The organism is Faecalicatena sp. (assembly GCF_058819085.1).
The window spans coordinates 68,550-82,833 of sequence record NZ_JBZUUL010000012.1; the positions used below are offsets into that span (position 1 = coordinate 68,550).

Here is a 14,284-nt window from a genome sequence, read left to right on the forward strand (position 1 = left end):
TTTATTTATTATACTGAAAAATTACATAATAAATATATACTATAATAATAAAACTGTAGACAAAACGGTTCGCAACGTCATGTTTGCGAACCGTTTTGTCTACAGTCTGAGGAGTTCAAAATCATATGATCCTGTATTCTCTTTTATATGGTTCGGATTGCCGGGGCCAGTAATGCGGATCTGCTATACGTTAAAGCAGCCCCCGCCGATAAACTCTCTTAAAAGTGAATTCGTCGGTACAGGCTCGCTCCCGATCCCTACAAAGTAATCAAAGAATTTCAGCAGCCTTTTTGCCTCCACATATTCCGGACAGTCTTTCCCCATCCCGAATAAAAGCGGCTCCACATACTGCTTTAACACAGCCAGTTCATACAAGAGAGAAGAATTGAACATCACATCTGCCTCTTCCTGATACGGGAAGATATTCTCCTCCTCCCCTCTCCTCACGGAAGGCCACATTGCAATGGTGTTCCGTGCTGACGTTCCCCGGGTCCTTGCATCCCGGACAATCCTTCGGATTAGGCGTCCGTCTGTGGACGGGATACGGTTATGTTCATCAATGTTCAGCTGGGTCAGCGCACTGATGTATATTTTGAACTTATTTGCATTGTTCAGGCTTTTTGTCAGCTTTGGATTCAGGCAGTGGATTCCCTCGATAACAAGGATATCATTTGAATTCAGCTTCTTGGGGTTGTTCCCATATCTCCTCTTCCCCTCCTTGAAATCAAAGATAGGAAGGTTGACTTCCTCTCCTGCCAGCAGCGCCTGCATGTCTTCGTTGAACTGTTTGACATCAATGGCTTCCAGACATTCAAAGTTATAATTACCATTTTCATCCTTTGGTGTCTGCTCGCGGTCTACAAAATAATTATCTACAGCGATCGGGTGCGGACGCATTCCATTTACCCTAAGCTCAATAGACAGTCGGTGGGAAAATGTGGTCTTCCCGGAAGATGACGGACCCGCGATCAGCACAAATTTCACATCCGGCCTGTCAGCGATCTGCTTGGCGATCTCGGCGATCTGCCGCTCCTGATATGCCTCCTGCACCAGCACGACCTCACTCATGTCATGCTGGGTCACCATATCATTGAGTGCCCCGACCGTATCAATTCCCTGGAGATCTCCCCACGCAATGGACTTTTTCAGAACCTCAAACAGCTTTGGCATCGGAGCGAACGGCTCCACCTTCTCCGGCTCTTCTTTTGTCGGCATCTGAATGATAAACCCGCCGTCATATAAGTACAATGCGTAATATTTCAGATACCCGGCATCGGGCACCATGTAGCCATAATAGTAGTCTTCGAATTCATTCATGCTGTAAATATTGACCTTGGATACACGTCTGTACTCAAACAGCCTTTCTTTGTCAAACATCCCATGCTTTCTGAAAAGCTCCACAGCCTCCGTGGTGTGGATCGAACGCTTTTCGATCGGAATCCGCTCCCCTATCAGCTCCTGCATGCGCATATCGACCTTGCTTAGAAAGTCCTGATTCAATTCCACATCACCCTCGATCGTACAGAAATACCCCTTGCTCAATGAGAAATGGATTCTGACACGCTCTACCTTATCATGCCCTCCGACATCGTGTACTGCTTTGACCATCATAAAGCAGAGGCTTCTCTTGTATGTTTCAAATCCGATCGGATCTGCTGTCGTTAAAAATTGGATCTCACAATCTTCCTCCAGCGCCTTATCCAATTCCTGGAGCCGGAACTGGTTTACAAATACGAGCACGATCTGATGCTCATATTTTTCCTGGAAATCTTGCGCGATCTGCTGATAAGTAACTCCTGCCTCATATTCCTTCGTCTCATTTCCAATCCGCACTGTACATATTTTCGCCGCCATAACGCTTCCTTTCCGCAGGATATCCTGCCTGACAATTTGGTCTGGTAAGTCCAGTTTCATGAATTTCATCCAACAGATATTCTTTTATACTATATGCAGCTCATTTGGCATATCACTCAAAATCGTCCGAAAAATCAAAACACCTGGAACGGATGCACCACCGGTGCTGTCACAACTTCCAGGCAGGACAGCTTCTGTTCCAGAAATCTCTTCATATCCTCTATGAAAATATATTCTGTCCCGTAATGCCCCGCATCAATAATAGAAAGTCCCTGCTCCACGGCATCCAGACCATCATGGTGTCCGATATCTCCGGTCACAAGCACATCTGCGCCCTTTGAGACTGCAGGCTTAACAGCACTCTTACCCGATCCCGGTGAGACAGCCAGCCTGCCGACCTGGCTTTCCATGTCTCCGAATACCTTCACAGAACCAAGCTTTAACCGGTCTTTCACATAGCCACAGCATTCCCTTAATGTCATAGACTCCCCAAGACTTCCGATGCGCCCGATCCCCTCCGGCTTTTCCTCCGTACCGGAAGTGATGTCAAGAACCTCAGTGTCTGTAAGCCCCAGGATGTCTCCTGAAAGCTCTGCCATCCCAAGGACATCATAATTCGTATGCATCGCATAATAAGAAAGGTCCGCCTGGATCAGCTTTAAGATTCTTCTGCTTATAAAGTCTTCATCCGTCACACTTTTCAACGGAGAAAAAATCAGCGGATGATGTGTGATCAGCATATCTGCACCTGCCGCCACAGCCGCCTCGATCACCTGGTCGGTGGCATCCAGCGCCAGATATACTCTTCTCACCTCTTTTTCAGTCCGCCCGGCCTGCAGGCCCACATTGTCAAAAGCCAGTGCCGCACTCTTTGGATATGCGGCCTCGATTACCTGCATGATCTCTTTACACAGCATAATATTCCATCCCTTTCTGTGCCTGTAAAAGTTCCAGGCTCAATTCATCCATGCGTTTTCTTGCATGTTCACTGTCCTGTTCTTTTAAATTCTTCAGTATCTCTGTCTTTATACGGATCTCTTTTTCAAGGAACTGCTTCAATACCGGGTTCTTCGTTTCCAGCAGCAGCTTTCCGTATATAATTTCCACTTCTGACCAGCTTCCATTCTGCCGGGAAATCTTCCCGGCACTCATCCGTCCCATATGTTCTGGTTCCTCTGCTTTCGGAGGCTTTACCTTCATCATCGGATAAAACTTCCCATCCTCCAATACCATATCCTCCGCAAGAAACAAAAAACCTTCCTCTAAAAGAAAGGCTCTCACTTTTGCGATCTCCGACTGTGGCTGCAGGATGCATTCCTTTAAGTCCATGGTCACATCCCAGCTGTCTTTCAGGATCTTCATGACCAGACCGCCGCCCATGCCTGCTAAAACAGCCGCATCTGCCTCCCCGGGCCGCAGTGCCCCAAAGCCGTCTGAAAGCCTCAGGCTGATCTGCTCCTTTAGCCCCTTCTCCCTGACATGCGCTTCCGCCCGCTTAAGGGGACCGTCATTCACATCCATGGCAACCGCGGACGGTACAATATGATGTTCCACAAGATAAATAGGGATATAGGCATGGTCTGTACCTATATCCGCTGTTTTATATCCGGCAGTCACCAGATCGGCAACTGCCTGTAATCTCTTTGAAAGTTCCATATATTTAATCCAAATAATCTCTCAGCTTGCGGCTGCGGCTTGGGTGGCGCAGCTTTCTGAGTGCCTTCGCCTCGATCTGGCGGATACGTTCACGGGTAACATCGAACTCTTTTCCAACTTCCTCCAGCGTTCTCGCTCTTCCGTCGTTCATTCCGAAACGCAGGCGCAGAACCTTCTGTTCTCTGTCTGTCAGTGTATCCAGAACCTCGTCTAACTGTTCCTTTAACAAGGTCTGTGCTGCCGCCTCTGCCGGTACAGGTACGTTGTCATCCTGGATGAAATCTCCCAAATGGCTGTCCTCCTCTTCACCGATCGGGGTCTCTAAGGATACCGGCTCCTGGGAGATCTTCAAGATCTCACGCACACGGTCCACCGGCATGTCCAGTTCCTTCGCGATCTCCTCCGGCATAGGCTCACGTCCTAATTCCTGGAGTAACTGTCTGGACACACGGATCAGTTTATTGATCGTCTCCACCATATGCACCGGGATACGGATGGTCCTTGCCTGATCAGCAATTGCCCTGGTGATGGCCTGTCTGATCCACCATGTCGCATAAGTACTGAACTTATATCCTTTATGGTAATCAAACTTCTCTACCGCCTTGATCAGACCTAGGTTTCCTTCCTGGATCAGATCCAGGAACAGCATCCCTCTTCCGACATAACGCTTTGCAATGCTGACTACGAGACGTAAGTTTGCCTCCGCCAGTTCCTTCTTGGCATCCTCGTCTCCGTCCTCCATGCGCTGTGCCAGTTCAATCTCTCTTTCTGCACTTAAAAGCGGAACCTTACCGATCTCTTTCAGATACATACGGACCGGATCTTCAATGCTGACCCCGTCCGGCACAGAAAGATCAATATTCTCCATATCCACTTCATCTTCGTCGGAAATAATGACCTCAACATCTACATCGTCCTCATCCCCGCTGATACGAAGCACATCGATATTATTTGACTCCAGATGTTCAAACACCTTCTCCATCTGCTCTGCGTCCAATTCCATGTCGTTGAAAAAGTCATTGATCTCCTGAAGCTCCAGGATACTCTTCTTTTTCTTGCCTAACGCAACAAGTTCTTTTAGCTTCTCGTCAAATTTCTGTGTGTTTTCTTCCATGTGTCCATCCTTCCTTCGCCTATACCCCCGCGGTATAGGGCTATCTTGTTTTATTTTATCCTTATTCAATAGAAATATGCAGTTTCTTTATATCCTCAAGCTTTCTCTTCTCTTCCATCAGTCTCTGCAGCCCGGCCATGTCTGTCGGCTCCAGGTGCATTGTCCTGTGATCAATGCTGTTGTTCTTCACACGAAGGATCGTCTCCCTGAGCGCCTGCTCCTGCTCTTCCTTCGTGGAAAGCTCCCTGATCTTTGTATGGAATAAAGAAGCAGCTTCCCGGTGCTCTTCCTCTGCTGTAAAATGATTCAGTATCTTTGCCGGATTCAACTCTCCTGCCTCATACTGCTCATACAAAACCTCTGCCACCGTACGATACAGTTTTTCTGTAAAATCATCCGGGCCTATGTACTTCTTGATCGTGCCGAAGAGCTTCACATCCTCGATCATCCATGTCAGAAGCAGCTTCTGGGAAACGAGGATCCCGCTCTCCTTTGGTTTATGTTCTCCAGACGCCGTCTTCGGACGGGATGCCGGCTTTGCCATCCCCGCTGTGACCGCAGTCTTGGTCACAAGCTTCTGCAGGCTCTCTGAGCTGACTTTATATGCCTTTGCCACAGCTTCTATATAATTATTCCGCTCCAGCTCATCCTCAAAACTCATCAGGCGCTTTGCAGTCTCTTTGAAAAATGCGGTCTTTCCTTCCGGTGATTCCATATCATAGTCCTTCGCAAGTATCTCCAGACTGAACAGGAATCCATTTCTCGCATTTCCGATCCGCTTCTCAAACTCCTCCGCGCCCAGATTCTTGATAAATTCATCCGGATCTTTATAAGGATCCATACGGATGACCTTAGCAGAAATCCCTGCCTCCTTTAAGATCGGCACGGCTCGTAAGGCAGCCTTTGTCCCGGCCTCATCGCTGTCATAGGTCAGATAAACCTCCTGAACATATCTTTTGATCAAAGAGGCGTGTCCCGTTGTCAGAGCCGTTCCCAGAGATGCCACCGCGTTTGTGAACCCGGCCTGATGCAGGGAGATCACATCCATATATCCCTCGCAGATGAGAAAATACGGTTTTCGGGATGTCCTGGCCCGGTTCAGCCCGTACAGGTTCCGGCTCTTATCGAAGATCGCCGTTTCCGGGGAGTTTAAGTATTTCGGTTTGCCGTCTCCCATGACACGTCCGCCGAATCCGATCACACGGTTATTCACATCCATGATCGGAAACATGACCCGGTTCCAGAACTTATCATACACACCGTTCTTCTCGTCCGTATTGATCAATCCTGCCTGACGGATCATGTCCTCGCTGTACCCCTTGCTTCTGAGATACTTAAACAGATCATTACTGTACTTATTCGAATATCCCAGGCCAAAGGCCTTGATCGTATCATCGGAAAGCTCCCGGTTCTTCAAATATGTATATCCGATCTTCCCCTGCTCTGACTTTAGCTGCACATAAAAATACTGTGCCGCCACCTTATTGATCTCTAAAAGCGTGGCCCTGAGGTCTGCCTTTTCTTTCGCCTCTTTAGAGTACTCCATCTCCGGCAGCTCTACCCCTGCCCTGTCAGCCAGGAATTTTAGTGCCTCCACAAAAGAAAAGTTCTCATACTCCATCAGGAAGGTAAAGACATTCCCTCCTGCTCCGCAGCCGAAACAGTAATACATCTGCTTAGAACGGCTCACCGAAAACGAGGGCGATTTTTCATTATGGAATGGACAGAGTCCAAAATAAGAACTTCCTTTTTTCTGCAAACGCACATAACCGGATATCACATCCACGATGTCATTCTTCATTCTTACTTCTTCAACTAATTCCTCTGGATAATACATTCGATGCCCTCCTGCTGTTTAGCCCTACCTTATATATATTCGACAAATCTTTTTGATTTCCTTTTAATTTTAACAACTTCCGGCAAAAATTTTTTTACTCTTTCCCGTCTACGTTCTGCCGTTAATAATTTTTCCATGCTTCCGGCACAAAAAATTCTTCATACTTCTTCACCGCATAGTTATCTGTCATGCCTGCTATGTAATCGCACACCACCTGCTCCTTGCAGCTGCCCGGCCGGTCGATCGCCTGGAGATACTGCTTTGGCATCAGTTCCAGATGGCGGATATAGTAATCGTATAACTGCTCGATCAGATGGACGGCCTTATCCTCCTCCCCCTTTGCCTTGGGATTCATGTAGACATGCTCGAACATAAAGCTGCGCAGTCCGATCATGGCGTTTTTCACAGGCTCAGACATGATGATGGCCGGTTTATCCATACTGTTTGTGATCACATCATGGACCATCTTATTAAGCCGTTCCTTACTGCTGCCTCCCAGTACCTTTCTGAATTCCTTTGGGATATCCTCCTCCACGAGGATCCCTCCCCGGATGGCATCATCAATATCATGGTTGATATAGGCGATCTTATCTGACAAACGGATCACCTGTCCCTCCAAAGTATGGGGATTCCCCGCTGTGGGATGATTCAGTATCCCGTCTTTTACTTCCCAGGTCAGATTCAGCCCCGCACCCTGCTTTTCCACGCAGTCCACGACCCGCAGGCTCTGCTCATTGTGCGAGAAATGATAGACCTCATTGAGTGCCCTCTCCCCTGCATGCCCAAAGGGCGTATGTCCCAGGTCATGCCCCAGAGCGATCGCTTCCACCAGATCTTCATTTAAACGAAGTGCCTTGGCGATCGTCCGGGCGTTCTGCGACACCTCCAGTGTATGCGTCAGCCTGGTCCGGTAGTGATCCCCTTTGGGAAGCAGAAATACCTGCGTCTTCTGCTTTAGACGGCGAAAAGATTTGCAGTGCAGGATGCGGTCACGGTCCCGCTGAAATACGGGGCGGATATCGCACTCTGTCTCCGGCCTCTTCCTGCCCTTCGAATTCCTGCTGAATGTTGCGTAGGGACTTAAATATTCCAATTCGCGTTCCTCAAGCTGCTCTCTGATTGTCATAGGCACTCCTTCACACTGAATCCTGACTGTCGAGATACAAATACGCCTAGGCGCATTTTCGGCAGGGCGTGCATCGTGTTCTGCGTCATATGATACATCGGCGCGCTTCTGCCATCCTATATACTATATTCTGTATATCTTCTCCATATCCTTTTATTATTGCTTAATCCGCTTTTCAATCGCCTCGACTACCGTCTCAAGCACCTTGATCCGCGCATAATACTTGTCATTCCCCTCCACAACGATCCATGGGGCGTATTCTGTAGAGGTGCGAAGCAGCATCTCATTGACTGCCTCCTCGTACTGATCCCACTTCTCCCGGTTGCGCCAGTCCTCATCCGTGATCTTCCACTGCTTTTCGGGATTTTCCTGACGCGCTTTAAACCTGCGTTCCTGCTCGTCCTTATCGATCTGCATCCAGAATTTCATCACGATCGCGCCGGAATTGACAAGGTCCTTCTCCATATCATTCATTTCCTTGTAAGCCCGCTGCCATTCCTGCTTGGTACAAAAGCCCTCGATCCGCTCCACCATCACACGTCCGTACCAGGTCCGGTCGAAGATCGCGATGTGCCCTGCCTTTGGCATTGCCTGCCAAAAACGCCACAGATAATGGTGAGCCTTTTCAATATCATTCGGAGATGCAGTTGGATTCACCACAAAACCGCGGGGATCCATCTTCTCTGTCAGCCGCTTGATCGCGCCCCCCTTGCCGCCTGCATCCCAGCCTTCAAATCCAAGCACGACCGGGATCCTTCTTCTGTACAGCTCTCCGTGAAGGAGGCTCAGTCTCTTCTGCAGCTTTTTCAGCTTCTCCTTATATTCCTTTTTACTAAGGCTTAGACTTAAGTCTGCCCTGGCAAGGATCGACTCCGTAAGCTCCTTCTGATCGATTTTTTCCGTAACACTTTCCGGAGCACGCCTTCCCTCCTCATCCATCTCTGAGATAGCCTCAGCGGCCTTTTCTTTCGCTTTTGCTTTCTTCCTATTTTCAATCTGCTCTTCCAGGGCCTTGATCACAACCGTATAGATCTTGACCGTGGCGAACCGCCTGTCCATGGCCTCAACGATGGTCCACGGCGCATAATCTGTATCCGTGATATGCAGCATCTCCTCCATCATCTGCGCATATTCTTCATACCTTGCGTTCCGTTCCAGGTCGCCCTGGCTGACGCGCCATGCCGTCTCCTTGTTCTCCCTTAACTTTTGAAAACGCTTCTTCTGTTCCTTCTTATCAATGTCAAGCAGAAGCTTGATCATGACATACCCATCATCCGTAAGCTGCTTTTCAAAAGAACAGATGGATTGGAAAATGTCAGGGATGTCTTTTTTCTTCGTCCGCTTATCAAAACGCTCGATCAATACCTTTCTGTACCAGCTCCCGTCATAAATGGCGATCCGTCCTTTTTCAGGAGTCTTTGTCCAGAAACGCCATAAAAACGGATGCATCTGCTCCTCATCGGACTCCTCCTTGATCGCAAATACCTTAAAGCCTCTCGGATCCAGGCTCTGGATCAGCTCTCCGATCTGCAGTCCTTTCCCGGACGCACCGAATCCCTCGAACACGATCATCACAGGGATATTCAAAGCCTTGCACTGTCTCTGCAGTTCCCCCAGCCTGGCCTCCAGCATGGGCATCTTAGCCTTGTACTCTTCTTTTTCCATCGATTTGGTAAGATCCACTTTTTCTAACATAACATTTTCCTCCCGGCACTTACTGCTACTTAGTATTAACGAGTTTCCTGTTTTGTAACCGCTGGCAGATGCAGACGTCCAAAATCACTTACGCCGCACTGACTGCGGGATATGTATATCACCGCATCCTTTAGAGATATTATTTTAATTATATCATGGAACATGGAATTTTAACTTATTTTTTACATCTTTTCTAATAAGCTGCAGCAGTATAAAAAAAGGATGAGCGCCCTTAGAATTGGCATCATCCTTCTTATTATTCACCTTATCTCTATTTTCATTCTGATTTTTATAATAAGTCCAAATGAATACATCTAAATCATGGAACATGGATCATTTTCTTTTCAGGATACAATGATAATGTAAGATAGTAATCTTTGTCTTCTATCCTCTTCCATTCAGGGTTGCGGAAATTTGCTTTTACAAACAAATATGGCAGTCTATACGTCAATGTTTCTCCAGGCTCTATATTTAGTCTTAACGGTTTTGAAGATTCCCCTAATATATCATAGAATTGGACATCAGGGATATTACACCATCCTTCGGATTCTGCTGCTATATCCAATAAATCCACCATTTTTTCTTCTGTGCGGCTGTTCCTGATCTGGAGATCCACCCACATCAGCTTCATTTCATAACTGTATAGAACATTCTCTGTTCCTTTTGTTTCCCGGATCGCAGAATCACTCATAAAATCAGCTTTGTTGACCTTTACTTCTATCCCATCCTTCCATGGATTCCATCTTCTCCCCTTCATAACCCGGATTTCTGTCTGAGGAATCAGCCTGTTGACAGCATAAACCTGATGCCCCCATGCAAGGACTAGCAAAAACAGAATAAGGATACATGCTGCTTTTCCCTTTTTCATTTTCCACTGTCCAATATTTATCCTCTTACGTTCCATTGGGATACCACCCTTCCCTCTTGTATTTCAATGATCTGGTCCGACAATTCCAGCAGATCCTCCGAGTCATGGCAGCTGAGCAGTACCAGCGCTCCTTCCTCACGAAGCGCTCCTAAAATTTCTTTAAACGTTTGTCTGCTCTTTTCATCCAGTGCATTTGTAGGTTCGTCCAATATCACCAGTTTGGGATTTTCAACAATAGCTGCTGCGATTCCCAGTTTCTGCTTCATCCCGAGAGAATATTTTCTGAAAGGTTTCTTATCTGCAGGATCAAGTCCTAACAATTCCATTGTTTCTTTTACTCTTTCGTTCGATACAATCTCTTTAATGGAAGTAATCATTTGTAGATTATCATATCCTGAAAAATTATTTATAAACCCCGGTGTTTCAATCAAAACTCCTACACTGCCAGGAAAAGTAATATCTTTGCGGAGAATTTCCCCGTCAATCTCAATTTCACCTTCCGTGAAACGAATCAGCCCGCAAACCGCTCTCATGAGCATAGTCTTTCCTGAACCATTTCTTCCTTTTAATCCATAGACATGTCCTGACTCCAGATGCAGAGAAATATGATTCAGCACAGATTGATCTCCGATCTTTTTTGAAATATCCTTAATCTCAATCACCATTTACATGTCTCCCTTCGCGTGAATATAGTCCAGCCTGCCTGTCACTTTTCTCCCGGCAATCATGCCCCCGGCCAGAAGAATCAGAAGAAAGGCTGCCATCTGCCTATAAGTAAACCCTAGTTCGGCCAATTCTTTTATTCTGAGTTTCATAAGGTAATTGCCGACCAAGATCCAGCTTTTCAAATAGGCCGAGGTAATCAGTAATATGCACATACTTAAAATTCCGATCACAGAGTTACTCAACAGAGAAATCACCATCTGCCAGATAACGATCACACACGCTGCCAAAACAGGAAAAATAAACTGCACTGCTGTCTGCTTTGCATCCATGAAAGGACTGGCAGATAAAGCTGCTTTTATACTGTGCGTTTCCCATATACAGAATAAAAAGATACTTAGATAAGCGCTTGCAAAATATATCAGCGTATTCCCCATAGAGACCAGGCATTTGGCACTCCATAAAGAGCCTGCGTCCCCTGATCTGAGCAAAACCTGCATTCCTATCCCTTCTGTAAAATCTTTTGAGGACCTGCCTGTATCATACAAAAGAATGATTAAAAAAAGACACCAGTCTCCCGGAATTAAAAATTGTGTCCTGCTGCCCTTCGCCAGACTATGCATCCCTTCTAAAAATCTCCCCCAGTACCGCTCCAGAGGCAATGATCCCTGAAATTGATGATAAACCTGCAGATTCACCTGAAGTGCAATCAAAACAGGCAGCAAATACTGAATTTTCCTGGAGACTATATTTCTTTTCCATTCATAACGAAAAATCCTTTTCCAGTGCGCCAGCTTATTTCCCATAGAACTCCTTTTCTTTCCAGATCTTTTTCCCACCCAGATATAGTATAATGAGCAGACCGAATCCTAAGAGCAGAATCCAAACTGAATGTCTCAACATTTTAAAATGGGTCTGAGAAATTGCAAATAAGTTTAAAAAAATCTGCGTATCTTCAGATACCCACTCTATAGTTACAACTGTCGTTAAAAATAGAACACTCCACAGACTGTCACCAGACAGATTTTCCAAAACTGTGAAACACAAAGCCGCCAGACAAAATTTTATACTATTGAACAAGAAAAAGAGCAAGATCACATAAACAGCGCTCCCTTCATAAAACGTTCCCGTTATCTGATAAAACATAGAGCTTTCCTCACGCCAGTTCACGACTGTATAGGAAGACAGCGCCGAAAAAAGACAGGCAGTACTGCTGAAAATAACAGAAAAGAGAATCGATCTCCTCACAATTGAATTCAAAAGCAGTTTCCATATTTTAGTACAGCTTTCATATTTCAAGATAAACGCAGGATAAGTAAATACTTTTCTTCCAGAAAGTATTCCAAACAAGGTCAGCGGCAGAACAGTGATCCCGAAATAGTACGGTTTTTCCAAGGCATGCAGACAATCCAGCAGACAATACTTTTCACCGTAAAAAATCCATATCTTTAGTTGGATTCCTAAAAATGTATATACAAGTACTGCAATGATAAAAATATATATAATAACAAAACTCAGATCCGCCCTGTACTGTTTTCTTAAAATATATCTTCTCTTTTTCCTATGATCCAATAAAGAATTCCTCCCATCAAAAAATATCCGATTCCGTAAATCACAAGCAGCCAGATGGATGAACATCCGATTGCTGCAAACGCAAAGTAAACTGGGGAATATTGTACGGCTTTTGGATCTGTTGTCATCATACAGACCGAATAAATAAAGATATGCATGATAAACGGCATTAACAAAATCATAAACTTCTTTTCTGTAAAAAAGCTGAAAAACAACGGCAGTGTGGCAATCAGACCGCCAAGTATAAAATCAATAAATAAGTAAATAGCATTATACAAAATCGGATGTATTTCATAAATATGATACCAGAGGACCGAAGCATTTATAAAAGTTCCTGCCAGTGTCTGGGGATATAATGCAGGCAGAAACATAGCGCAGACAGCTAAGTTCAAAATAAGAGGCAGGACAATTATAACTCCTCCTGTGCAAAAAACTGCTCCAAACTTGGCCGTCAGATAGCTCTCCCTCCCCAGCCGCGTATAGATCTGTTTGATGTATCCGCTCTCCTTATCCGCATAAAAAGAAAGGCTGTTTGGCATCACTGCGAGCAGCGGTAATATCATAAAATATAGAAACCCTTCCAGATTATAGCTATTCCCGCACATCCATTGGGCAAACAAATAATATGGATACTGCATGTCCGACTTTAGGTTTAAAGACATCTGATTCCAGATATCTGCATAGGGAATAATATTATGTACAACGTGAATCAAACTAATGCCGCATCCAATGATAAGCGCAAGATATGTTGTTTTATTCCGTAATCCTCTTTTTAATTCCAACCTCAATAGTTTACCTGTCATTCTTTCAGCCTCACATAAACAGAACCTTTATCATATTCCGGATTAGTCACCCCACTGCAAAAATATTTGACATAAACACTTCTATCCTTTATCTCCGATTCCCGTTCTATATAAACCAGGTCAGAAATAAACTTTTCGCCTGGCAGTATGACCTTCCTGGCGTAAGATTTATTATATTCCCGCTTCTCTTTCTGGGTTTTATATCCACGGAGCTCACCATTGTAATAAATATCTGCGGAATCCTTTGTTTTCGGGTCAATAACAACACATTGAAAGCGGTTCATATAAATTTCCACTTCTTTATTACTCGTATTTTCAAGTGTTACATTCACAGAAACATACATAAAATCATTCAATATATTACCATTCCCATCGAACTGAATCGGGTTAAATTTATCATCTTTGGCAGCATATACCGCATCGGTGTCTATCGAATTTTTTGTAAAAACCACCTTGTTCACACTGCACTGTAATCCAGAATTCTGGTCTCCCTCTAACAATTCGAAATATTGACCTGGTTCCTTTAAATTTTTACTATAAGGAAGAATTCCGATCCCATTTGCAGATACTGGAAGCTGAGTGTCAGACCCGCTTTGAGTTTTACTCTCGTTTTGAGTTTTGCTCTTTCCCTGTAATACACTGTCCCCTGTAAAAGGAGTGTCGATCACATGATTAAAAACGTAATAGGCGACCGTAAACAGCATACAGATTGCAGCTATAGCGAATAAAACTTTACTGATTTTCTTCACTTTTTCCTCCTTTATCTTTATAAATATTTTGCTGTACAATACGAACTACCATATCACGTATGGGTTCTTCATCATCTATAATCGCAATCCTGATCATCGCTGCTCCTCAAAATGTGTTAGCTTCTGTATACAATTCCATGATAAATATATTTTTACAGTATAACACATTTTATAATATTTTTTCTTTTCCTGTCCGCGAATTGCATAGTTTTCGTCTTTCAGTACTCAGGAGAAAACTGATAACCGCTTGCAGAACACACAACCTTCATCAGTTAGATTAATGCTATGCTAAGTACATTAAAAAAGGATGTCCGCCAAAAAGCGCCATCCTTTTTTCTTTTATGCAT

The 14,284-nt window shown here is 45.0% G+C and carries 13 protein-coding genes; all 13 read right to left on the reverse strand.

Going from position 1 to position 14,284, the window contains the following annotated elements; all coding sequences use genetic code 11:
- Nucleotides 1-183 precede the first annotated feature (183 nt).
- The 13 genes from AC4OGX_RS06085 to AC4OGX_RS06145 all read right to left on the reverse strand — a co-directional run bounded on the left by AC4OGX_RS06085 (nucleotide 184) and on the right by AC4OGX_RS06145 (nucleotide 13,937).
- Entirely contained in the window at nucleotides 184-1,854 is a 1,671-nt protein-coding gene (locus AC4OGX_RS06085) for a uridine kinase family protein (RefSeq protein WP_493329176.1), read from the reverse strand.
- A 134-nt stretch (nucleotides 1,855-1,988) separates the two neighbouring features.
- Nucleotides 1,989-2,771 carry a Nif3-like dinuclear metal center hexameric protein gene (locus tag AC4OGX_RS06090; RefSeq protein ID WP_493329116.1) on the reverse strand — a complete coding sequence of 261 codons (783 nt, stop codon included), beginning with the start codon at nucleotides 2,769-2,771 and terminating at the stop codon, nucleotides 1,989-1,991.
- Complete coding sequence (locus AC4OGX_RS06095) at nucleotides 2,761-3,510, reverse strand: tRNA (adenine(22)-N(1))-methyltransferase (RefSeq protein ID WP_493329117.1); 750 nt, start codon at nucleotides 3,508-3,510, stop codon at nucleotides 2,761-2,763. Before AC4OGX_RS06095 ends, AC4OGX_RS06090 begins: the two co-directional genes overlap by 11 nt.
- Nucleotides 3,511-3,514: 4 nt before the next feature.
- A complete protein-coding gene (gene rpoD, locus AC4OGX_RS06100; RefSeq protein ID WP_493329118.1) occupies nucleotides 3,515-4,624 on the reverse strand; it encodes an RNA polymerase sigma factor RpoD in 1,110 nt (369 codons plus the stop codon).
- 61 nt (nucleotides 4,625-4,685) lie between these two features.
- Nucleotides 4,686-6,461 carry a DNA primase gene (dnaG, locus tag AC4OGX_RS06105; RefSeq protein ID WP_493329119.1) on the reverse strand — a complete coding sequence of 592 codons (1,776 nt, stop codon included), beginning with the start codon at nucleotides 6,459-6,461 and terminating at the stop codon, nucleotides 4,686-4,688.
- Between the two features lie 121 nt (nucleotides 6,462-6,582).
- On the reverse strand, nucleotides 6,583-7,587 hold the full coding sequence (locus AC4OGX_RS06110) for a deoxyguanosinetriphosphate triphosphohydrolase (protein WP_493329120.1): 1,005 nt from the start codon (nucleotides 7,585-7,587) through the stop codon (nucleotides 6,583-6,585).
- A 156-nt stretch (nucleotides 7,588-7,743) separates the two neighbouring features.
- On the reverse strand, nucleotides 7,744-9,282 hold the full coding sequence (pap, locus tag AC4OGX_RS06115; RefSeq protein ID WP_493329121.1) for a polyphosphate:AMP phosphotransferase: 1,539 nt from the start codon (nucleotides 9,280-9,282) through the stop codon (nucleotides 7,744-7,746).
- Between the two features lie 319 nt (nucleotides 9,283-9,601).
- A complete protein-coding gene (locus tag AC4OGX_RS06120) occupies nucleotides 9,602-10,186 on the reverse strand; it encodes a DUF5028 domain-containing protein (RefSeq protein ID WP_493329123.1) in 585 nt (194 codons plus the stop codon).
- Nucleotides 10,168-10,815 (reverse strand): ABC transporter ATP-binding protein, encoded by a 648-nt coding sequence (locus AC4OGX_RS06125; RefSeq protein ID WP_493329124.1) that lies wholly within the window; start codon nucleotides 10,813-10,815, stop codon nucleotides 10,168-10,170. Before AC4OGX_RS06125 ends, AC4OGX_RS06120 begins: the two co-directional genes overlap by 19 nt.
- A complete protein-coding gene (locus AC4OGX_RS06130) occupies nucleotides 10,816-11,145 on the reverse strand; it encodes a hypothetical protein (protein ID WP_493329126.1) in 330 nt (109 codons plus the stop codon).
- A gap of 283 nt (nucleotides 11,146-11,428) precedes the next feature.
- The gene (locus tag AC4OGX_RS06135) at nucleotides 11,429-11,575 is read right to left on the reverse strand and encodes a hypothetical protein (protein ID WP_493329127.1); all 147 of its coding nucleotides are present in this window, start codon (nucleotides 11,573-11,575) and stop codon (nucleotides 11,429-11,431) included.
- Nucleotides 11,576-12,351: 776 nt separating this feature from the next.
- Complete coding sequence (locus AC4OGX_RS06140) at nucleotides 12,352-13,188, reverse strand: hypothetical protein (protein WP_493329129.1); 837 nt, start codon at nucleotides 13,186-13,188, stop codon at nucleotides 12,352-12,354.
- Nucleotides 13,185-13,937, reverse strand: a complete 753-nt coding sequence (locus AC4OGX_RS06145; protein ID WP_493329130.1) for a hypothetical protein — start codon at nucleotides 13,935-13,937, stop codon at nucleotides 13,185-13,187. The genes AC4OGX_RS06140 and AC4OGX_RS06145 overlap by 4 nt, the downstream gene beginning before the upstream one ends.
- Nucleotides 13,938-14,284: the final 347 nt, after the last annotated feature.